The following is a 24799-nucleotide window of genomic DNA, read 5'->3' on the forward strand; positions in this document are numbered from 1 at the left end:
TTATCCTGGCGCCCTCTGAACCTACTGGCCTGAATCCATCAGAGGAAGTTGACTGTTATGGTATTGCCACTGTTGTCATGGTAAATGTGCTGACTGGCATCACTGGTATCACTGCTGGTCGAATCATTCACAGTAATACCATCACTGCTATCAACATCAATGGTCAGGCTGTTACTTCCGGAAAGTGCACCGACATCATCCATTGAGATAGTGATGGTATCGGCACTTCCTCCGTTGAAATCAATTTTTTCAAAATTATCGATAAGGCTGGTGTAATTACCCAGATCCCAACTGCCACCGTTATTAAGACTGAGCGTGTCGCTGTCAGCTCCACCATCTACCTGTGTGGCGCTGTTTTGCAGGGCTGCCAGATCAATATTGAGAGTGTCGTCACCAGCTCCGCCAATAAGCTGATCAGCAGCAAAGCCCGTTAGGGTGTCGTTACCCGCATTACCTTCCAGTACGTTAGCTATCGTGCTGGAGGCGGTGAGATTATCTCCACTGCTGGAGCCCAGCACCTTCTCGATACTGGTCAGGGTGTCGTTACTGCCGCCACCGTCGGTGGCCACGCCAGTGTCCAGGTTAACCGTGACGCCGCTGGATTCACTGCTGTAATCAACAATATCCTCATCGTCCCCGCCGTTCAGTATGTCGGCCCCGGCACCACCCTCCAGAATATCGTTGCCGGAACCGGCAATGAGAGTATCGCTTCCGTTTCCACCCCGGAGTGTGTCATTACCGCTACCACTGTTCAGAATATTGTTGGCGCTGTCACCAATCAGGGTATCGTTGCCGTGGTCGGTAGTGACATTCTCAAAACCCTTGACCTTGTCATTACCGGTAGAGGCTCCGCCACCATAACTTTTGTTGACTGTGATGTAACCATCAGCATCTGCAGTGGCAGAGAGGTCGACGGTAATATCATCCGGTGTGTCACCAGGTCCGGTGACGTTACCCACCATATCCAGCGTATCGCCCGCCGCAGTATTAGCTCCGCCATCTAATTTATCGTTTCCGAAGCCACCGTGGATGATGTCATCGCCAGCGCCACCCGTAATGGTGTCATCGTCCTGATTACCGTTAATGTTGTCGTCGCCGTCTCCCCCGTTAATGGTGTCAGCACCCGCACCACCGAAAATAGTATCTCCTCCATCTCCCCCGTTGATGGTGTTGGCTGACGCATCACCATACAGCTGGTCGCCTAATGCATTGTCGGAGCCAGTAATGTTTTCGATATCTGTCAACGTATCGATGCCACCGCTACCATCTGTGGCATTTCCTCCTGTTAAATTAACAAAAACTGCACCTGAATCCTGACTGTAATCAACAGTATCAATGTCATCACCGCCATCAAGCATATCAGCACCGGCACCACCGCGAAGCGTGTCATCACCGGCACCACCATCAAGGTCGTTGCTGGCAGTGTTACCGATGAGCAAATCGTCCCCGCTACCGCCAATAATATTTTCGATCTCACGAAGGGTGTCCGTGCCCGCAGAAGTGGTGGCTGTACCGTCGTTGCCGGTTTCGGCCAGAGTGACAATGACACCGCCAGTATCCGCCGAGTAATCCACGGTGTCAGTATCTGTCCCGCCATCCAGAATATCGTTGCCACCGCTGCCATAGAATATATCGTTGCCACCAGCACCACTGAGACTATTGCTGTTGCTGTCACCGGTCATGGTATCGATAAAAGCAGTACCAACGACATTTTCCACATTACGGACAGTATCGGTATTACCACCCTTGGCTACTGAGCCATCAGATGCGCCAGCCAGAGTGACGGTCACACCACTGCTGTTGGTACTGTAGTTGATAGTATCCGTGCCGCTGCCACCATCCAGAATGTCGGTACCATTACTTGAGTGGATCGTGTCGTTCTGATCACCGGCGTTAATGGTATTGTCCTCATCATCACCCGTTATGGTATCGGCGCCATCTGTGGCAATAATATTTTCGATGTTGCGGAGAGTGTCTGTATCAGTGCCATCATTGACGGTACCGTTAGCGCTGCCATTGAGCACAACCGTGATACCGGAATTAGCATGGCCACTGTAATCCGCAGTATCAGAACCTGTGCCACCATCGAGAGTGTCTGTCCCGGTGCCTGCTTCCAGAATATCGTCGCCAGCCATACCATTGAGGGTATTATTGCCACTGTCTCCGATCAGGGTATCGGCGTTACCGGAGCCAGTGGCATTTTCAATATTTTTGAGCGTGTCAGTATCACTACCATGAACAGAAGTGCCGTTGGCAGAACCGTTAAGAGTGATGGTTAAACCACTACCAGAGTTGTTGAAGTGGGATGTGTTGTAATCCACCGTGTCACTGTCGCCACCACCATCAAGAGTATCGTTACCATCACTGCCATAAATGGTGTCTGCGCCGGTACCCGCATTGATCGAATTGCTGACACTGCTGCCGGTCAGTGCGTCGTTTTGACTACTGCCAATAATATTTTCAATATTCTTCAGGGTATCGGTGCCCTGATCAACGCTACTGCCTGTCTCACTGGTCAGATTAGCGGTCACGCCGCTGGTAGCGCCACTGTAATCAACCGTATCACCCAGACTGCTGTGAGCTCCTCCCTCCAGCACATCATTACCGGCACCACCGATCAGTATGTCGTCTCCCGAGCTGCCATCGAGGGTATTATCGCCACTGTCACCTGTCAGCGTATCGTCGGAGAAACTGCCGGTAATATTTTCGATCTCGTAAAGGTTATCGGTGCCATTGCCGGTGGCTATGCCAGTGCTCAGATTGACATTAACCGCACCACCGTCAGCGTAGCTGACCGTATCATTACCGGTACCCCCATATATGTCATCGTCACCGGCGTTGCCTTGCAGCGTGTCTGCACCACTGTCACCATAGAGAGTATCGTTGCCAAAACCACCTTTCAGAAGATCAGCATCCCCCCCTCCACGCAGAATATTGGCCAAAGCATTGCCGGTAATATCATCGGCCTGACCACCTCCGGTAACGTCTTCAATCCCGGTGATACTGCTATCGGATGAGCCATAACCATCCTGAGTGGCGCTTCCATTACCTAGGTTAAGGTTAATGGTGTGGGTTGCCATGCTCAGGTCAAGCAGGTCATTATTACCACTGCCACCGTCAATAGTGTCATCGCCCAGACCACCATTGATGGTGTCATTATCAGCACCACCTTGCAGCGTATCATCACCGGCACCACCCTCAATCGTGTCCTGACCCACATTGCCTTGCAATACATTGGTGTCGCCGTTACCGGTGAGAATGTCGTCACCACTGCCTCCGACCACACTTTCAATACCGGACAGGGTGTCTGTAACCGCGCTGACGGTTGCCGTCTGTAAAACACTGGACAAATCTACGGTGACTGCCGAGCTTTCACTGGCATAGTCAACGGTATCATTGTCTCCGACCTCTTCACCGCCATCCAGCGTATCGGCACCGGCACCGCCCGTCAGATAATCATTGCCGTCACCGCCTTCCAGATGATCCGCACCATCACCACCGGACAAGGTATCATTATCGCCATTACCCACCAGGTGATTGGCGTTGGCGTCCCCTGTCAGGTCGTCAGAATGGGCACCACCACGGATATTTTCAATATTTACGAGAGTATCGCTGAAACCCTGGCCATCTTCGGCATTGGTGCCAACCAGGTCGCTGAGATCAGCGGTAACATCACCGATAGCGTCGCTGTAATCGGCCCAGTCCGCTGTGCCGACACCACCGTCGAGACTGTCATTACCAGCTCCGCCAACCAGGGTGTCATCACCGGAATCCCCGTTCAGCGTGTCGCCTCCCGCTCCTCCTCGCAGGGTATCGTCATTATCACCGCCGTTAAGGGTATCAATGCCATCCCCTCCTTCAAGCACATCATCACCAGCGTCACCGTTGAGCTGATCAGCACCGGCCTCTCCACGCAGCGTGTCATTGTTGTCACCACCGTGGAGGGTATCGTCATCGGCGCCACCTTCGAGGGTATCGTCGTCATTCCCCCCCTCCAGAGTATCATTGCCGACACCGCCAAAGAGCTGATCCTGACCGGCATCGCCACGCAACGTATCATTGCCTGCCTCGCCATAGAGGGTGTCATTTTCCGTACCCCCTTCAAGGGTATCTGCTCCGGCACCACCATACAGCGTGTCCTGACCGGCATCTCCGTAGAGCAGGTCATCGTTGTCATGGCCCTCCAGCCTGTCATTGCCGCTACCGCCATGGAACTGATCGACTCCAGTGCTTCCGGTCAGCACATTATCATCGGCACTACCCGTGACGACGCCACCGTTAGCGCCAAGCGTAACATTCTCAATATTGGTAATACTGGAGTCGCTGGTACCATAGCCATCGTTGGTTGCCGTACCGGCCTGAAGATCAATATTGACCGCTTGTGTTGCCCCGGTTAATAACAGGGTATCGGTTCCTGCCCCACCGTTGATGGAGTCATCACCGCCGCCCCCATCAAGAGTGTCATCACCGTCTTCACCCCAGAGCGTGTCATTCTCGGTTCCACCTGAAAGAGTATCCTGACCTGTGCCACCCTTGAGGAAATCTTCACCCTGACCCCCTGTCAGGATGTCGTTATCGGCATTACCCTCGATATCATCGTTATCCGCATCACCGTCAATGGTATCGTTGCCATCACCGCCAACCAGCTCATCATCGCCACTGCCACCTGAGAGGCTGTCATCGCCGCCGCCCCCTTCAAACCGGTGGCTGTCAGCATTGCCGGTCATGCTGTCGTTGTTGGAAGTACCGATAATAGTTTCAATATTAAGCAGCGTGTCCTGACCACCTTCACCGTCATTACTGACCTGGTTACTGCCCAGGTTCATATCAACAGTGATTGCCGACTTGCCGCTGTAATCGGCGGTATCACCATTGCTGGAATGACTGCCTCCATCCAAGGTATCGTCACCGGTTCCACCATAAAGAGTGTCATCCCCGGCATCGCCATTCAGAGTGTCATTGCCAGCATCGCCGAAGAGGGTATCGTTGTCATCGCCACCACTGACAGTGTCATCATCAGCGTCCCCATGAAGTGTGTCCGCACCGGCACCACCATCAATTATGTCCGCACCATCACCACCATTGACTGTATCTGCTGCACCACCGGCATTAATGGTATCAATACCAGCATTACCATTGAGGGTATTGGCATTGTTATCACCGGTCAGGGTATCGCCATAAGCACTGCCGCTGATGTTCTCTATACCTTCCAGATTGTCGGTATCGGTACCATCGTTAGCTGTTCCGTTACCGTTGGCAGTCAGCGTAGCCGTGACTGCGCTGCCATGGGTACTGTAATCAGCGGTATCACCGTTACTGCTGTGGTTTCCGCCCCTCAGGGTATCGGCACCGGCCTTGCCATAAAGAATGTCATCACCGTCCTGACCATCCAGAATATTGACTTCTGCGGTACCTGTCAGGATGTCATCACCGGAACCACCCAGCACAGATTCAAAATTGGCAATGGTGTCAGTATCGGCCCCGTCCACCACCGAAGACGAACCCAGGTCAACCGTCAGGCCTGTGGTATTGTCAGAATAATCCAGGGTATCGTTATCGCTGGCGCTTTCACCGCCATCGAGAGTGTCACTGCCACTGCCTCCGCTGATGGTGTCATCGCCTTCATCGCCGTTGAGGGTATCGTTTCCACCCCTGCCTTCCAGTTTGTCATTACCTATTCCACCGTCATAACGGTTGTCTCCACTATCACCGATGATATGGTCATCACCCGCACCCAGCACCAGGTCTTCAATGCTGGTCAGGGTATCAACATTGCCACCACCGAGATCGACCTGAAAACTATTTCCGCCTCCTGAGCGGTCAATAGTCAGTGCTCCGGCGAAGGCGCTGTAATCCACCCGATCATTACCCAGCCCACCATCAAGTGTGTCAGCACCAAGGCCCCCTTCAAGAATGTCGTCACCGTCCTGACCCAGCAACACGTCATCGCCATCACCACCGGTCAGAGTATCGGCGCCATCGCCACCTTCCAGTTGGTTCGCCTGAGTATCACCCTCTATGGTGTCAGCGTTGGCAGAGCCAATAACATTCTCAATGCCTGTGAGTACGTCATTGGCACCATCGCCATCGTCAGTAGCTACTCCATTAAGCAGGTTCACATTGACAGCACTACCGGCATCGCTGTAATCGGCAGTATCAGTGCCAGCGTCGCCGAAAAACGTATCAACCCCTCCAGCACCATAAAACGTATCGTTGCCGTTACCGCCGGTGAGTTGGTTACTTTCAGCATCCCCCCGAATCGAATCATCATAAGCAGTGCCAACTACTCTTTCGATATCGATCACTGCATCACGGTTGCCGTAGCCATCATCGGTGGCTTCTTCATTGGCCAGGTCAATGGTCAGGGCTCCGGAGGCGCCGCTGTAATCGGCAGTATCATTCAGGCTGTTATCGGCTGTCTCATCGCCGCCACGCAGGGTATCTGCGCCGTCTCCACCGATCAAGGTATCCGCACCGTCACCGCCATGAAGAGTGTTGGCAAGGTCATTACCGGTTAACGTGTCATCATTACTGCTGCCGGTGAGGTTTTCGATACCCGCCAGAGTATCGATGTCACTGGTGGCGGCATCAGTGGCTGTACCGCTGCCGGCACCGCCACTGGTCAGTGTTACCGTGACAGCACTGCCATGCCCTGTGTAATCTGCCGTATCTCCGGCACCCTGACCACCATCAAGGGTGTCGTTGCCAGCACCGCCTCGCAGGGTATCATCACCCGCATCACCTATGAGCTGATCAGCACCGCCACTGCCACTGAGGGTATCGTTACCGGCATTGCCACGAATCGTATTGTCGGCATTATCACCGGTCAGCGTGTCGTCGTTACTGCCGCCAGAAAGGTTTTCAATATTAGAGAGGGTGTCCTGGCCACTTTGGCCATCGTTGTTTTGTGACTGATCAAGAAGGTTGATGGTGACAGACTGAGTCTGAGCACTGTAATCTGCGGTATCAGTCCCGGCATCACCCTGCAGATTGTCATTACCTGAACCACCGATCAGCGTATCGTCGCCATTACCGCCTCTGAGGGTGTCGTCAAGATCTCCCCCATCGAGGGTATCATTACCCTCCTGCCCTTCCAGAGTATCGGCGCCTCCCAGTCCATTCAGGGTGTCGTTATCATCTCCCCCCCAGAGAACATTACTGATGCTGTCGCCGGTCAGCGAATCGGCATGGTCACCGCCCATCAGGTTTTCAATGGACTGGAGAGTATCCTGACCGCCCAGAGTATCATTGATCGGAGCGCCAGCAGAAAGATCAATCGTCAGGCTGGATACAGCGTCCCGATAATCCGCCGTGTCACTGCCAAGATTACCGGTAAGGGTGTCGTTGCCAGAGCCGCCAGACAGAGTATCATCGCCTGCCCCGCCATCAAGCGTATTGTTGGCAGAATCACCGGTCAGAGTGTCGTTACCGGAGCCACTGACGATATTCTCAACATCAACAAGACTGTCCCGATCACCATGACCATCATTATTATTGGTATCGTCTGCCAGATTAATCAGGACGTTATTGGTCTGGTAGCTGTAGTCGGCGGTATCCGTGCCACCACCGCCTCTGAGGGTATCATTGCCAGCTTCACCCACCAGCCAGTCATCACCATCGCCACCATCCAGTTCATTAACTTCGCTGCTTCCGGTAATGGTATCGTTATTGTCAGTTCCGACGATATTTTCAATATCAACCAGGGTATCAACATCTGAATTGCCGCCACTGAATACGGCAGACCCCGAACCTGAGCCACCATCAAGATCAACCGTCAGCTCAACACCTGATACCGAGCTGTAATCCACCGTATCAATACCCAAGCCACCATCGATGGTATCGCTGCCTGCACCTTCGTAGAAGGTATCTGCGCCGTCATCACCAAACAGCTGGTCATTACCGGCATTGCCGGTAATACTGTCATCACCCGCTCCACCTTCTATACGGTTGACGTCGCCATCGCCGATAAGAGTGTCATTGTGATCACCGGACAAGATATTTTCGATATCATTAAACGTGTCTGTGAGGATACCCTGCTCTTTGGCACGGTTTGCGGAGAGGTCCACTTCAACGGCTGCGGTGGCATCGGTGTAATCCACTGTGTCAGTACCCAAACCGCCATCCAGTAAGTCGGTTCCTGCACCCCCCTGCAAGATGTCATCCTGATTACCACCGTAGAGCTGGTCATCACCATCGGCCCCACTGAGGGTATCGGTACCGTCGTTGCCGTAAAATTCATTGTTATGACTATCGCCTGTGGCGACATCATTCCCTGCACCAAGCTGGATAATCTCGATATTGCTCAGGGTATCACTGCCTCCCAGACCATCATCGTTAATAGCCTGGTTGGCCAGATCAATAACAACGGCCTGGGCGTTGGTATTTGCGGAATAATCAACGGTGTCGGTATCATCACCGCCATCAAGTGTGTCATCGCCCGCAGCACCGGTCAGCTTATCGTTCCCCGAACCACCGGATAGCTGGTTATCTGCGCTACTCCCTGTAAGGGTATCCGCCGCATCAGAACCAATGATGTTCTCAATATTACGAAGCGTATCGGTGTCAGATCCCGACACAGCCGAGCCGTCCCCTCCCAGAACCAGTGTTGCCTGAACTGACTGACCTGAACCCAGCAAGCTGTAATCCACAGTATCAATATCATCGCCGCCATCGATAATGTCGCTGCCACCCCCCTCAATAAACACGTCATTGCCGGTTCCGCCTTCGAGAGAATCGGCACCATCGCCACCGGTCAAAGTATCATTGCCGACATTCCCCCTGAGGGTATTGGCATCCGCTGTCCCGGTCAGTGTATCGTCACCGCTGCCAGTAATGACCGCTTCAAAATTGCTGATGGTATCGGTATTGTTGGAGCCGACGTTAACCGTGGAGTTGTTCAGGTCTACGGTCAGGTTATTGGTGTGGTCAGTGTAATCCAGAGTGTCAAAATCAGCGCCACCATCCAGATCATCGTTTCCGGCACCTCCGCTGATCGTGTCATTGTCATCCTCGCCACGAATGGTGTCGCTACCGTCACCGCCGAAAATAGTGTCGTTCTGGTTACCACCATAGAGCGTATCGTCTGCACCTTCACCATAGAGGATGTCGATGCCGTCCAGCCCCTCCAGAACATTAGCTGCACTGTCTCCGGTCAGTGTGTCATCGTGGTTGCTGCCCTTGATATCCTCAATGCCATTCAGAGTGTCATTACCATTGGCGCCCGATGCATTGCCTGTGGTCAGGTTAACGGTGACACCAGCCGAGGCATCATCATAATCTGCCCGGTCAGTCGTACCAGCATCATCGCCACCAATCAATACATCATCACCCAGGCCGCCCCTGAGAACATCGCTTCCTTCACGACCTTCCAGCCGATTATTCTGGTTATCACCCGCCAGGTTATCGCCGAGCGTACCACCAATAAGGTTCTCAATACTGTCCAGAGTATCCTGACCACCATCGCCATCGTCGGAGACCTGCTTATTTAACAGACTGGCAGTGACGCTGCCGGTGACTCCGCTGTAATCAGCGGTATCGCTCCCGTTGCCCCCTTTCAGCGCGTCGTTACCGCTATCACCACGCAGGGTATCGTCGTTATTGCCGCCTTCGAGAGTATCCGCCCCGCCTCCGCCAGACAGGATGTCGCTGCCATCCAGCCCGCTCAGAGTATTATTCTGGTTATCTCCCGTCAGTGTGTCGTTATTCAGGCTGCCTGTAACATTCTCAATGCTGTCCAGGGTATCGCTGGAAGAATCACCGTCGTCAGAAGTCTGGTTCGAGGCTGCGGAAAGATCAACCGTCACTCCGGACTGGGCATCACTGTAATCTGCCGTATCGGTACCTATACCACCTATGAGATTGTCAGTGCCAGCCCCACCACTGAGGGTGTCGTTATCCGCCCCCCCTTCCAGAACATCGTTGCCACCCATACCCTTCAGCGTGTCGTCACCGGCACCCCCTTCAAGCTTGTTGGCCTCAGCGTCACCGGTCAGGGAGTCTCCGTTGTTACTACCGATCAGGTTCTCAATATCAATCAAATCATCAGAACTGCCATCACCATCATCACTAGCTTGCGAGTTGGACAGGTCAGCTACCACGGCACCAGCAGCACCAATGTAATCCACCGTATCCACATCAGAACCGCCGCTGCCTACCAGCCGATCCTGACCGCCACCGCCTACCAGAATGTCATCGCCGCCGCCCCCGGTCAGCACATTGTCTGCGGCATCCCCCGTGAGCGTATCGTCGGCACTGCCACCGGTGACGTTCTCTATATCCACCAGAGTGTCCTGAGCACCACTACCGTCATCGTTCAGGGACTGGTTCTGAAGATTGATGGTCACCGCCGTATTTCGGGCGCTGTAATCTGCCGTATCCCCTGCCGCTTCACCACCACTACCACCATCGAGAGTATCCGCACCATCGCCACCGACCAAGGTGTCATCACCACTTTCACCATAGAGCCGATCAACGCCACCGTTGCCAGTCAGGGTATCGTTGTCCTGACCGCCATGAAGATCATTGGCGTTGTTATCGCCGGTTAAGGTATCGGCCTGATTACTGCCACGCAGATTTTCAATGCTAATCAGTGTGTCCGTGGCGTCGCCACTCACTGACGCCTGAGGAGTGCCGGAAGACAGGTTGGCATTGACCGAACCAATAGCCGCGCTGTAGTCCGCCGTGTCCGTTTCGGTGCCACCATCAAGGGTATCGCTGCCGAGGCCACCAATGAGAACGTCATTGCCACTGCCCCCCTGAAGGTGGTCATCACCGCTATTGCCGTCGATGGTATCGCTACCACTGCTGCCTGCTATGAGGTTGTCGTGAATATCGCCGGTCAGGGTATCACCCAGCCCGCTGCCTGTGATGTTTTCAATATCGACAAGGGTGTCAGTATCGGCAGTTCCATCGGTGGCAGTACCGCTGTCAAGATCAACCGTTACTGCACGACTATGACTGCTGTAGTCAACCGTATCACCGTTGGTTTCCCCGTTAGCACCGCCATTGAGAGTATCACTGCCACTGCCGCCTTGCAGGGTGTCATCACCCTCGTTACCGAATAGCTGGTCGGCACCGTCATTGCCGCTCAGGGTATCGTTACCATCATTGCCCTGCAGGATATTGACACCGCCGTCACCCGTCAGCGTATCGTGGTGATCACTGCCGTTAATATTCTCAATGCTGGTCAGGGTATCGGTGTCGCTGCCAATGGTGACCGTATCGACACTACCGGAAATATCCGCCACCACACTGGCGGACATCAGACTGTAATCAACAGTGTCATTACCGCTACCGCCGTCGAGGCTGTCACTGCCGAGGCCGCCATCAAGGGTATCGTCGCCACCACCGCCTTCCAGAGTGTCATCGCCCGCATCACCAAAGAGCGTGTCGGCATCATTTTCCCCCTGAAGGGTATCGTCGCCATCGCCACCACGCAGCGTATCGTCACCACTGCCCCCCTGAAGCAGGTTGACCTGGCTGTCACCGGTAATACTGTCAGCACTGGCACTGCCGACAATATTCTCGATGCTGTCCAGGGTATCCGTAGCTCCTGAACCGTCGGTGGCATTGGGCGCGGCATCAGCAAGGTTCACAGTAATACCGCTGGCATCATTGCTGTATACGGCGGTATCAATGCCAGCGCCGCCTCGCAACTGGTCGGCACCTGTGCCGCCTTCAAGGCGGTCTGCATCGTCACCGCCTTCCAGGATATCGTCACCCTCATTACCGACCAGGGTATCCTCGCCCGCTTCTCCCCTGAGGGTGTCAGCATCCAATCCCCCGTCCAGTGTGTCGTTGTCGGCACCACCGGCCAGTATGTCCTCTCCCTGCCCCCCCATCAGGGTGTCATCACCACCATTGCCCAGCAGAGTATTGGCATTGTTATCACCGGTCAGCGTGTCGGCAAACTGGCTGCCGGTGATATTTTCAATACTGATCAGGGTATCAGTGGCATCGCCATCAACAATGGCCGTATCGTTTGCGCCTGACAGGTCTGCTGTAACAACCCCCAATGCATCGGTGTAATCCGCTGTATCGCCGTCGCTACCCTCAGTTCCGCCATCCAGTGTATCTGCTCCGGCACCACCGGCCAGAGTATCATCGCCAAGGCCGCCAGCCAGGGTATTAGCATTGGCATCACCGGTCAGGGTGTCCTTAAAGTCACTGCCGGTGACATTTTCAATATTAGTGACGCTATCAGTAGCACCACTGCCATCGGTGGCTTGGTCAGCAGAGAGATCGACTACCACACCCATACCGTCGCTGTTGGTGTCCTGATCAGAAGCGTAACTGAGCGTGTCCACACCCGTGCCACCGTCGATGGTGTCAACTCCCTCTCCTCCTACCAGCGTATCGGAGCCGTCACCGCCCTCAAGGGAATCATCACCCTGTCCGCCTTTCAGACTGTCGTCACCGTCGCCACCCTGCAGCCTGTTGGCAGCCGTGTCACCTGTCAGCACATCATTACCGTCGCTGCCGGTAACATTCTCTATCCCGATCAGGTCATCCTGACCACCACCATCACCGTCATCCGTCGCCTTGCCGATAGACAAATCGACAGTGACTGCACTGGCCGCCAGAGAGTAGTCGGCGGTATCGCCCACCGCCGTGTTGCCCCCACCTTCCAGACGGTCATTGCCTGCCCGTCCTGTCAGGGTGTCATCCCCTGCTCCCCCATAAAGATCATTGACGTTAGCGTCGCCGATGATCACATCGTCGTGGCTGCTACCCCGAATATTATCGATATCGTGGAAGGTATCCTGGCCACCATCACCATCGTCTGTCGCTGTACCGTCCGTCAGGCTCGCGGTTACAGCGGCTGCCGCATCGGTATAATCAACAGTGTTCTCACTGGCACCGTCACTGCCGCCACGGAAGATATCATTGCCGCCCCCACCCACGAGGCTGTCACTGCCCAGACCACCAGACAGCTCATTATCATCGTTATTTCCGGTCAGGCTATCGTCATGGTCGCTGCCAATAACTTTTTCAATGCCACTCAATGTATCCGAGGAACCAAAGCCATCAGACGCAGTGCCAAGGTTCAGGTTCACGGTGACAGCCTGATTACTGGTACCGTAGTCCACCGTGTCAATACCATCACCGCCGACCAGCTCATCGTCATCACGGCCACCCACCAGCAGGTCGTCACCGTCCCCGCCGGTCAAGACATTGGCATCATCATCACCTCTCAGGGTGTCATTGTTGGAGCCGCCGGTAACATTTTCGATGTCGTTCAGGATATCGGTAATGAACCCGCCTTCAGTCACCTTGTTACTCGCCTGTGACAGGTCAACCGTAACAATGCTGGTGTTGTCACTGTAATCCGCCGTGTCACTGCCCGCTCCGCCATTGAGGGTATCTGCACCGGCCCCACCCACCAGGATATCGTTGTCATTACCACCATTGAGGGTGTCATCACCGCCATTACCGAGCAATGTATCTGTACCGGCATTACCACTAAGCACGTTGTCTAATGCGTCACCGGTCAGACTGTCATCGCTGCTGGTACCGGTTAAATTTTCAATGTTCTGCAGAACGTCCTGGCCGCCCTCGCTATCAGTGGCCTGGCCATCAACCAGACTGGCCGTGACACCACTACTGCCATCACTGAAGACAACCGTGTCGCCGGCTACACCATGACTGCCACCATCCAGAATGTCGTTACCCGCACCGCCAGTCAGAGCGTCGTCACCGGCTCCGCCAGAGAGTTCGTTACCCTGGGAGGAGCTGTCAGTTCCGGTCAGGGTATCGTCACTGCTGCCCCCGATCAGGTTCTCGATATTGCTGTAGGTTTCACTACCACCGCTACCGTCGTTACCGAGGCCAGTCCGAAGGTTAGCGGTGACGCCAACGGAGACTCCGGCATAAGTGACCGTATCCACGTCCGCACCACCATCGAAATTATCCGCCCCGATACCACCAGAAAGCGTGTCATTGCCGTCATCGCCCTTTAGCGTGTCGGCACCTGCACCGCCACTGAGAATGTCATCGCCACCATTGCCGGACAGAACATTGTCACTGCTGTTACCGGTCAGCGTATCGCCATAACTGCTGCTACCTGTTATGTTTTCGATGTTGCGGAGGGTATCGGTTTCCGTTCCACCGGCATCCGTTGCCTGGCCATCACCAGCATCTGCAAGCGTTGCGATAACCGAACGACCGTAGTCGTCATAGGTCACGGTATCAGCGCCGCTTTCTCCATCAAGAACGTCATTACCGGCACCACCGAAGAGCAGGTCGTCACCATCCCCCCCGCTCAGGGTATTGGCATCTGAAGAGCCCCGGATATCGTCATTGTGATCACTGCCAGTGACATTTTCGATGGCGATCAGGGTATCGGTACCGCTATCCCCATCATCCAGAGCCTGGCCAGCAGCCAGATCTACACTGATGCTATTGGCTGCATTGCTGTAATTCGCTTGGTCAGCCGTTCCACTGCCGCCATCAAGAACGTCATCACCGCCACCACCGGCAAGGATATCATCGCCTCCTTCACCTTTAAGCTCATTGTCCCCGGCATCACCACTGATATTATCCTGAGCATTACTGCCCGTTATATTCTCAATGCCATACAACTGATCGCTGCCACCGTCGCCATCATCGCTGGCTGAATTGGCAGCGAGATCAACACTGACCCCTGCCGCTGCCAGTGAATAGCTGACGGTATCCGTGTCCTGACTGCCAGGATTAACTCCCGCAGCTTCTGTCTCTCCATAGAAAGTGTCATTACCGGCACCACCACGGAGCAGGTCGTCACCGGCATTGCCGCTAAGCAGGTTGTTATCGCTATTGCCCACCAGCCTGTCGTTGTTGCTGCCGCCAGTAACATTCTCAATATCAATCAGGGTATCCGTGCTAGCATCAATGCCGTTGGTATTGGTTAATGAGCCATCCAGAGCAACAGTAACAATGCCGGTGCTTGCAGAATAGTCAGCGGTATCACTCCCGGTGCCACCATCCAGTGTGTCGCTGCCTCCCCTGCCAGTGAGCACATCGTCCCCGGCACCGCCGGACAGCTGGTTATCGGAACTGTCCCCCAGCAGGCGGTCATCACTGCTGCCGCCAGTGATATTTTCAATACCTACCAATGTGTCACTGCCACTGAGCGTGCTGCTGGCAATACCGGTATCCAGATCCGCATTCAGATCGGTTGAGTCAGCACTGTAATCGGCTGTATCACCATTGGCTGTCTGGATGCCACCATTGAGAGTGTCATTGCCACTGCCGCCGGTCAGCCGGTCGTCACCATCCCCTCCCAGCAGGGTGTCTTCGCCCCCGCCGCCATTGAGGACATCATCACCGGCATTGCCAGTCAGCGTATTAGCATCACTGTTGCCGGTTAGCTGGTCATCACCGGAACCGCCTATGACATTTTCTATGCCTGAAATAGTGTCCTGGCTGCCAGTACCATCATCAGCCACCACCCCGCTGGCCAGATCAACCTGAAGGCCAATGGCAGCGGCACTGTAATCAACTGTATCGCCATGGGTTTCATTGTCATCCCCACCGATCAGCTGATCTGCTCCGGAGCCACCAATCAGTCTGTCATCACCATCACCGCCGTCGAGTATATCTGCGCCTGCTCCGCCAGACAGTTGATCCTCGCCAGCATTGCCCCGGAGCACATTACTTTCATTACTCGTACCGGCGCTAATAACATCATCACCAGAGCCTCCCAGCACATTCTCAATACTGGTCAGGGTATCAGTGTTATTGAAACCATCATTGCTGGCCGTATCATTTTCCAGGTCAACAACAATATTTCCGGTGACTGTCGTATAGTCAGCCGTATCGCTCTCCGAACCACTGCCACCATCGAAGATATCGCTACCATTTCCGCCCACGAAGGTATCGTTACCATCGCCACCCTGCAGGTGGTTATTCAGCTCATCGCCGATCAGAACATCATTTCCTGCAGAGCCTGTGACATTTTCAATGTTTTTCAGGGCATCGGTTCCGCCGTCACCGTCGATAGCAGCATTGGCACCAATGCCGTATGAAGCCGTGTGATCTGTGCCGGAAAGGTTCACTATCACCGCTGACGAAGCTTCACTGTAATCGACCCAGTCACCCGTCTGGCCATTAATACCACCATCCAGCGTATCATTACCCCCCCGGCCCATCAGCGTGTCGTCACCACTGCCGCCACTGAGGGTATTTTCAGTTGAAGTTCCTTTCAAAAAATCGTTTCCGGAACCACCGGAAAGGTTCTCAATGGAAATCAACGTGTCCTGTCCCGACGCTGTTACAACGGGGTTCAGGGTGTCATCCAGGTCTACGGTAACGCCGCTGGTCTCGTTGCCATAACTGACGGTATCACTCCCGGCACCACCATCCAGCCTGTTGGTACCCCCACCACCTCCCAGAGTATCATCCCCGTCCAGACCGAATATTTCATTATCCCCGGTATCACCGAGCAGTGTGTCGCCCTGCCCCGTCAGATTGGTACCTTCAATATTTTCAATAGATTGAATAGTATCTGTGCCACCTAGGCCATCATCGGAAATTCGGCCATCGCCGAGGTCAACACTGACGGCACTGGAAAGAGCAGCAAAACTGACCGTATCAACGCCATCACCTCCTCGAAGATCATCGTTTCCGGAACCACCATCCAGGACATCGTTCCCGTCACCGCCTTCAAGAATGTCATTACCGGCGCCCCCGATTAGCGTGTCATCATCAGCACCGCCCTGAAGGGTATCCCGACCATTCCCTCCATCAAGCCTGTCAATGCCGCGACCACTGCTCAGCACATTATCGAGATCATTCCCCGTGAGAGTGTCATTACCATGGTCCGTGGTGATGTTCTCAAACCCAGTGATGGTATCAACACCAGTGAACAGGCCACTCCCATAACTCTTGTTGACCGTAACGGAACCGGTTCCATCCGGTGAGGTACTCAGGTCAATCGTGATATCATCCGGTGTATCGAAAAGGCTGGTTACCGTCCCCACCATATCCAGCGTATCAATGCCTTCACCACCATTGAGGGAATCGTTACCAAAACCACCATGGATGATGTCATCATTGGCACCGCCATCAATAAGGTCGTCACCCTGATTACCGTTTATGTAGTCGTTACCGCTACCACCATTTATGGTGTCCGTTCCGTCACCACCAGAGACAGTGTCGTTGCCATCCATTCCGTTGAGAACGTTTGCCCCAAAATCACCAAAAATCTGGTCATCCCCGGAACTACCGGTAATGTTCTCAATATTGGTCAGGGTGTCTGTATCACCATTGCCGTCGGTGGCGGTCGACCCTGCCAGATCAACCGTGACAGAACCGGTTTCATCACTGTAATCCACCGTATCCGAACCTGCGCCACCGTCCAGGCTGTCTGCGCCGGCGCCACCTTTCAGGATATCGGTACCCGCACCGCCCGATAGATTGTCATCATCAGCCCCACCGTCCAGTACGTCACTTCCGGCACCGCCGAAGAGAGTATCTGTGCCGACACCACCTACCAGAAAGTCATCGCCACTCAAACCGCTAATAACATCATCGCCGGCAAGGCCGCCAAGCGTATTATCACCACTGTTGTCGGCGTCAATGTATTCGCTACCGGTGATGGTATCGTCATGGATTGTGCCGATGACATTCTCAAAATTACTAATGGCATCAGAAGTGCCATAGCCGTCATCAGTCACCGACCCGGAGCCCAGGTCTATTTTGACACCGCTTTCAGGCCCTATCGTATTGGCACCATATTCATAGCTGAACTGAATAGTGTCAGAACCCGCCCCGCCATCGAGCTGATCATCACCCATACCGCCGGAAACAAAATCATCACCACCTGCCGCATCAACAATGTCATCACCAACGCCTGCGTGAATGATGTCATCATTGTCGCCTGTTGTTATATTGTCGCTGGTTGGGCTGGTATCCAGTACCAGGGGGGAAAGTTCCGATGAGGAAAGAGTGAGTTCACCCGGATCGGAGGCATCTCGGCGGATAACAGGGATGACGTATTCATTTTCTGAACCGTCTTTGAGAACCAGTTTAAAGGAAAGATCCACCACCTGACTGTCAGTTTCAGTAGGGTAGGTCAGAATAAAATTGGTCAGACTCGGCAGCAGCCAGCTTCCGTCACCCTCAGTCGCGCCACCGGCAACTCCCCAGCCATCGGGCATATTTTCAACATAAATAGCTGCAATATCATTAATATTTGCATCATTCTGCAGAACCAGATTCTTACTGTTTAATGAGTCAGTAAAAAGTAAGGGATCTTCACCGTAAATTTCCAGGCCACTGTTGTAATTGAGCTGAACATCAGAGTCTCCGTCCAGGCTGCTACCAAAGCGCTCAATCTCAAGATGCTGCTCAGGATCGCTTTGGCTGGTCGAAGAGTTGTTGCCGCCACCACCAATAATGAGCTGACCTGCAGAACTTGAACCGACATTGGTCACCGAAACCGAGAATGTAAGATTACTGGTACCTTCCGTTGTTGAAGCAGCTTCTGTTGGAGTAACTTCTTCAACCGGAGGCGAAGAAGACGAGCTGGTGCTGGTTGCCTGCGCCGTGTCGGTAAAATCATCATCCCGGGGTTCTACCTCTTCTACAGGTTTTTTCTTAAACGCCTCATCATTCTTTTTTATTTCCTTGCTGGCTTTTGATTGAGTCTTTGAATCAGTCGTTTCACTGTATGATGTTTCTTCCGTTTCCTTGCCTGATGGCGTTTCTTCCTCTTCAGATTCACTCTCCTGTCCCTTCAGAGTAGAAACAGGTACATCTTCCGATTCAACAAAACTGGATTTGGAAATGAATTCATCACCACTGATAACTGAGCCATCGGCGAATTTAAATTGAAGTGTTTGCTCTGTTGCAGCCATCACCCCCGCAAGTAACAAGGTGATTTCAACACCATCTGGGAAGACAAGAACAAAGTCAGGCCCCCTGACTTCCAGTTTTACGTCGTCGGAATTAAAGTCTAAAAGATACTGGGTATCAGCTGACACTGATTTGACAACTGATTTTGATGGTTTATCAAATCGAACTTTTTCAAGATTTGTGTCGACGTCTGAATTTAATTCGGAATCACTAGAGGTCTGCGACTGCTGCTCACTACTGGCACTGCTATCATCAGCCATGATTACACCCTTGTGTAATGATGTTAAAAATTATAAATCTTGATAAATATTTATCGTCACAAACAAACAAGCGATCTATCTAAAATACAACCCCTATTAAGTAGGTATAGATAGCTAACTTTATTAATTCAAAAAATAAAAGACAGTCTATTTAACCAATACTTTGAACAGTTTTTTTGACGACTTAAGTACCTGGCCAGTTGGTTTCGCATATTCTGGCGAGTGGATTTTTTCATCCTTCAAGGCGCAACGACGGGCGCGTAGCCATAGCTACGCAACCAGAGTTGGAACGCAGAAGGATGGAAAAAGCCGCCGTCCAGAATATGCGAAACCAACTGGTTAGGTACTTAACATTGATGTGCCGATGCTTGTGACAAGGGTTCGGATGTCATCGCAAATCTGCCGTCTCTCCGAGCTGCCTGAAAGCGCCCTGATCACCAATCCCCAGGCACCACTGAGTTAAAAATCGTCCGAATCATTGACTCTCTGATGTTGCCATTTAAGAGCAGGTGCAGTGGTCTAAAAAAACGACATGGAAGAAGCTGCACTATTGTGCATGCAATTCTCTGATCTGAAGAATTCAGTATGATACTCTCGTTCCTTTTTATTAACCGAGGTGATAAAAGAGTTAAACAAAACGCCTATGGTCCAATCAGATTTATAGCCAATACTGGAAGCCATTTTAATAGGAGTATTTCTGGTGTTTAACCTATACCCAAATGTTAACAAGTCCTTCTCATAGGCTGCATCGAAACAATAATGCCATAAGAAAGAATTGACCGGATAAGGAGTTTTTCCACTCTTCAGGTCATTCCAGGCACTATCGCAAAACGTCTTACCCTTCTCATCCAGACTGGCAATGGAAAAATCCTTACTAATACCTAACTCTGCTGCGGTATAGTCAAATCCTGCAATAGCAAGAAAACTGTGCGTATTTCGGGGAGGGTGAAATCCAATATAGTTGTTGATTTCTTGTACTCTTGTAATCAACGGCTTAACTTTCGCAGTGCAGGTAATAAAATCACCAGTTCCGTTTCTGCCATCTGGCAAAGGGTAGCCCATAGGGAAACATGACGCCCGGTTCAAATATTGGCTTATTGCCTGATTCAGCCCTAAACCCAAAAAACTTTCTGACTTAAGCTTGTAAGTATTGTCGTTTATCTTAACGGTGAAATCCTCATCCTTATCTACCTCATAAGCAATCTGTGTAGAAGCACCGCCCAGGTCAAGAACACCTACTGTGTCTCCCTGTAATTTTATGCGCGAGTTGTCATAATTCAGCGCCAGCCAGGCATAGAGTCCCTCTTTTCTGCCTGTTATTGTCGCCACTTCAATAGTGGCTGAAGGAAAGTTTTCTTTTAACCATTTTTCAATTCTATCATTCAGAGCTGCTCTTTTCTGAGGTCTGATTACCCGCATTCCGGCGGTTGAATAAAAGTAAATATTATTAATATTTTCTTTGCTGACTGAATCGAATAGCCGATCAAGATAGCCACTCACACTATCTACACTTTCTTCATGAACGCCTCCTTTTATTTTGCTTGGCGTTTTGTTCTTGATAACAGGAATTCCGTTGGCAGGGTCTGAGGAATGTTCATAGATATAGAGTCTTGAACCGGTACTGCCCGCATTGACTACTGCAGTTTTCTTTTCCGGATCAGAACCATAAACTGCCGTTACCACTGAGCACAAAATTGCAAAAATACTCGCTAACTTACCTGACGACATTACAGTCACACCCTGTTTTTCGGGGTCGAAACACCCGCCACTGAAACCTGATAAAGCGCTCGTTTTTCTGATCAATATTGACCCAGTGATAGTAGCAGAAGTTTGGGAGGATGAAGGTTTTGTATTTTAATTTTTTGCCTCGTCAGCAACAATGCTTCGGACAGTTTTAACCCATTGATATCAATCGGTTGGGCTCTCATGGCAATTTAAGGCAACTCGCTGGGACACCAGAATTGCCATTAAATTCGAGCCCTTGTGGCACAAGCCCCAGTACATCCATGTTAAGTCCTCAAAAAGCTGTGCAAAGTATTTTTTAACAGAAACTGGTCGATAGTTAATAAGGTTTGAAATAAAAAAATTATCAATAAATTAGAACGCATATATAAATGAACAATAAATCACCTTCATGGGGAGAACCTGCCCCCTGGTTCCACGCTCACACAACCAACAACCCTCAATTTGCTTTTTCCAGTCTCGGCGGACGTTTTGTCGGACTGGTCTTTCTCGGAGACTGCTCCGCAAAACCGGTCATCAAGTTTCTGGAAGCAGTCAGTCAATCAAACTTAATGACTCGTGACGACAAAAGCGTCCGTTTCGCAGTCACCCTGAATCAAAGAGACCTGCACAACCCCCAGGCACTGAAAGCATTCCCAAATCAACGTATTTTTTACGATGAAGGAGGAACTGTTTGCAGGCAATATGGAGCCATGGACAAACGCTCAGAACAGCAAGAAATTTTCTATCCTTATTGGTTAATTCTGGACCCAACGCTTCGTGTCTATGCCAAAGGCAATCTTGACGAGCCTGATATTTTTATAACAACTATGCAGAAGCTGCCTGACCCAGTGTATCACTCATCTCCAGATATAGAACCCTGGGCTCCGGTTTTGCTGGTGCCCAGGGTGCTGGAAAGCGACTTTTGCGAAACCCTTGTTCGTTATTATCAGAAAGGGCAGCCGGAGCCTTCGGGCTTTATGCGAACCGTTGGCGGCAAGACACTGGAACTTCAGGATAACCATGTCAAACGTCGAACCGACCTCAGTATTGACGATAAAAACCTGCAGGCAGCGTTGAAACATCGAATAAGAACCCGCCTCACTCCCGAAATAGCCAAAGCTTTTCAGTTTCAGGCCACACGCATTGAGCGCTATATTGTTGCCTGCTACGACAGCAGCAATGCGGGCTTCTTCAAAGAACACCGGGATAACACTACGAAGGGCACTGCACACCGGCGATTCGCTATCAGCATCAACCTGAATAGTGACGAATACGAAGGGGGAGAATTGTGGTTTCCAGAATACGGCAACCGTCGCTATAAGCCCCCCACAGGTGGTGCCATTGTCTTTTCCTGTTCTCTTATGCATGCAGCAACACCGGTAACCAGTGGCACCCGCTATGTCACCCTGCCATTTCTTTACGATGATGCGGCAGCCAGAATACGTGAAGAAAATAATCGCTACCTGGGCGACGGTGTTGAGCCTTATCAGTCAAACTAATCTCTGCCGGTGCTACCATGGTTTGGCAGCGAGCTTACCTGCTACGCCCAACTCGCTCAAACTGGCATATAACTCGCTGAACTTCATGCAAAAGTTCTCTACAGTCTCAATCTCTGGCAATCTTATCCGCGCCAATAACTTTCACTTCAATATCTTTCGCTTCGATATTTTGCACCTCAACATCTCGTTCATAAATGTTGAAGGATGTTAAGGAGTGTTTGAAAAGACAGCCAGCTATTAAGCCAAGAATGCAACCATCACAAGGGCGCCCCAAAAAGGCACCAACAGTGAAGCCAAAGGCTGCCATGTAACATTGCGGTTTTTTGCTTTCAAGTCGGTATATGTGTCTTACCGTTTGTTGTGAAGCCGGTTGACTCTGTTGAGTCGGTTGAGTCGATTTGATCTCGATTGGTGCCATAGTTATCTCCGAGTTTGAAGGGTTCATCAATACAACATATAGAGTCAGATGACATTTCCTCTTAAATGTTCCAGAAAAAAACTAACATGGAGGATAGTATTGCTAACATTCCAGACTATTCATGAACTCAACCCACCCAACACCTGGTTTCGTCCGGAAAAGAAACATCCTCTCGTGCTGAATGAATTGAGATCTGATTTTGGCTCGTCTGGCTTGCGGCTGATAGGCACCCCGGGATCACCCGAGGATGTAAACAGAATCTGAAAGAGTGTCACGCACTGTAAAAGTGATCTAATATATTTCAATAGATTCTAATAGGTACAAAATTATGAGGATCGTACGAACTAATCAGCATGGTCAGGTTACCATTCCCGCAGATATTCGAGCCAAGCTGGGCATTAATCAGGAAACTGAAATAAGCGTTAATCTCAATGATCATGGAGAAATCATTCTGACACCCGCCAAAAACCAGAAAGTGGATATTCGTAATTTACACAATAAATATTCAATGGATATGAGCCGGGAAGAATTCAATCAACTTATAGACGATAGCCGGTCGGATATCTGATATGTCGGTAGTCTATTTAGACTCATGCGTCGTTGTAGATGTGCTTGATACAAAAGCACCTCACTACGAGTGGGCTGTATCAGCACTGGAACAATACGAGGAGCTATCTATATCCCCAATAGCCTTTTCTGAAATATGTGCGCCTCTACGTACAGTTGAAGAGGCTTTGTCTTTACTTAAGGATCTTAATCTTACTCTCAGGGCTCCATGCCATAGAACTTTATTTCTGGCATCAAAAAAGCACCTTGAATATCGTCGCAGGAGCGGTAAGAAAAGTGGCGTATTGTCTGATTTTTTTATTGGTGCACAGGCAGCCGTTGAAAAAGGACGATTGATCACAAGAAATAAAGGGCGTTTCTCAACCTACTTCCCCATGTTGGATATTTTGTGCCCCTGAATTAATACAAAAAGCCCTTCTGCTTCAGATCAACTTCTGTTGAACCCTGCCTCTGCCATCAATAAGACTGACTTCTGCCAGGGTCCCATTAATCAGGGTCAGATTAGGTGGTAGATGCCCGATATCAACATCGTAGATAATAGGTATCTCAAGACCTTCCAGGACATAACTTAGTGCCTGATGATAAGTCAGGGATTGACCATGATGCTCATCAGGTGGATTTCGACCCATCAACAGCCCATTCAGAAGGTTAAAGATACCTCTGTACTTCAGACCCAACAACGCTCTGATCAGAGCAGTGGGAGAAAACTCTGCATTCTCCAGAAACAGTATAATTCCGTCCTCAGGGTATCTCTGCTGGAAAGCTTTTAAATCCAGATAGTTTGACCCTAAGAGATGACACAGGGTATCCAGACAGCCTCCCAACAAACGACCGGAAAACTCTACAACCTGCTGGTTCCCGCCCATAGATTTCCAGCACGTGGACTCAGTCAGGTTGAATAATGCATTGGGGTTTTCAGCGTAGGATGCTCCCCAGATTTGATACTTTTCTGATGAATATTGAGTGAATGCTTCAGTAGTTCCCAGATAAGCCAGAGTGTTGGTCGTTAAAGGCTCCTGCTGCGAACGATGGAGTTGCATCAGATTAGTACAATGAGCCGTCGCCCAACCGCATTGACTGGTGATTACAGACGTCAGCGTACTAATATCAGAGAAGCCCACCAGCCATTTGGGTTTTGCTTTGGCTATCTGGTCAAAGTCCAGCACTGAAAGCAGATCCATGGCAATCTCTCCTCCCCAGGGCGGCATAACTGCATCAATAGCGTCGTCCAGCAGAAAATCAGTTAGTTCCCTTGCCCTTTTCTTCAGTGGCGCACTGACATAATGATGGTTCGACCTGAGACACTGACCTTCAACCACAATGAAGCCCTGAGCGCGCAGATCATCAAGGCATCGATCAAGACGAGGGTGACAGGGTTCTGAAACACCCGAAGAAAATGCTGTGATTGCGATTCGACTGCCGGGTCTCAAAGGTGCAGGGTACTTCATTATCCGATTTCATCTTTTATCAGTTCTTTACGACTAAGCCATGAGCGT

7 protein-coding genes are annotated in these 24799 nt (G+C 51.5%); 3 read left to right on the forward strand and 4 right to left on the reverse strand.

Features of this window, described 5'->3' with window-relative positions:
- Positions 1–38: 38 nt before the first annotated feature.
- Together ACO6V5_RS18490 and ACO6V5_RS18495 are read right to left on the reverse strand one after the other, a co-directional pair.
- Positions 39–19094, reverse strand: coding sequence for a hypothetical protein (locus ACO6V5_RS18490; RefSeq protein WP_422409734.1), 19056 nt, complete (start codon positions 19092–19094; stop codon positions 39–41).
- A 519-nt stretch (positions 19095–19613) separates the two neighbouring features.
- Entirely contained in the window at positions 19614–20822 is a 1209-nt protein-coding gene (locus ACO6V5_RS18495) for a hypothetical protein (protein ID WP_422409732.1), read from the reverse strand.
- 386 nt (positions 20823–21208) lie between these two features.
- On the opposite strand from ACO6V5_RS18495, the gene ACO6V5_RS18500 reads away from it, so the two are divergent.
- Positions 21209–22318: a 2OG-Fe(II) oxygenase gene (locus ACO6V5_RS18500; protein ID WP_422136305.1), complete on the forward strand. Its 1110-nt coding sequence runs from the start codon at positions 21209–21211 to the stop codon at positions 22316–22318.
- A gap of 106 nt (positions 22319–22424) precedes the next feature.
- On the opposite strand, the gene ACO6V5_RS18505 is transcribed toward ACO6V5_RS18500, so the two are convergent.
- Positions 22425–22736, reverse strand: coding sequence for a hypothetical protein (locus tag ACO6V5_RS18505; RefSeq protein ID WP_422136304.1), 312 nt, complete (start codon positions 22734–22736; stop codon positions 22425–22427).
- Between the two features lie 328 nt (positions 22737–23064).
- Here ACO6V5_RS18505 and ACO6V5_RS18510 point away from each other — a divergent pair, with 328 nt between their 5' ends.
- A complete protein-coding gene (locus ACO6V5_RS18510; protein WP_422136303.1) occupies positions 23065–23304 on the forward strand; it encodes an AbrB/MazE/SpoVT family DNA-binding domain-containing protein in 240 nt (79 codons plus the stop codon).
- Between the two features lies 1 nt (position 23305).
- A complete protein-coding gene (locus tag ACO6V5_RS18515; protein WP_422409729.1) occupies positions 23306–23701 on the forward strand; it encodes a type II toxin-antitoxin system VapC family toxin in 396 nt (131 codons plus the stop codon).
- Between the two features lie 24 nt (positions 23702–23725).
- On the opposite strand, the gene ACO6V5_RS18520 is transcribed toward ACO6V5_RS18515, so the two are convergent.
- Entirely contained in the window at positions 23726–24751 is a 1026-nt protein-coding gene (locus ACO6V5_RS18520) for a S66 family peptidase (RefSeq protein ID WP_422139522.1), read from the reverse strand.
- Between the last annotated feature and the right edge of the window lie 48 nt (positions 24752–24799).

It is taken from the genome of Endozoicomonas sp. ALD068 (assembly GCF_049310145.1).
Classification (GTDB): domain Bacteria; phylum Pseudomonadota; class Gammaproteobacteria; order Pseudomonadales; family Endozoicomonadaceae; genus Endozoicomonas_A.

Coding starts and splice junctions, on each gene's coding strand:
- ACO6V5_RS18490 (WP_422409734.1), bottom strand. CDS start 19,094: ATGGCTGATGATAGCAGTGCCAGTAGTGAGCAGCAGTCGCAGACCTCT.
- ACO6V5_RS18520 (WP_422139522.1), bottom strand. CDS start 24,751: ATGAAGTACCCTGCACCTTTGAGACCCGGCAGTCGAATCGCAATCACA.
- ACO6V5_RS18495 (WP_422409732.1), bottom strand. CDS start 20,822: ATGTCGTCAGGTAAGTTAGCGAGTATTTTTGCAATTTTGTGCTCAGTG.
- ACO6V5_RS18515 (WP_422409729.1), top strand. CDS start 23,306: ATGTCGGTAGTCTATTTAGACTCATGCGTCGTTGTAGATGTGCTTGAT.
- ACO6V5_RS18500 (WP_422136305.1), top strand. CDS start 21,209: ATGAACAATAAATCACCTTCATGGGGAGAACCTGCCCCCTGGTTCCAC.
- ACO6V5_RS18510 (WP_422136303.1), top strand. CDS start 23,065: ATGAGGATCGTACGAACTAATCAGCATGGTCAGGTTACCATTCCCGCA.
- ACO6V5_RS18505 (WP_422136304.1), bottom strand. CDS start 22,736: ATGGCACCAATCGAGATCAAATCGACTCAACCGACTCAACAGAGTCAA.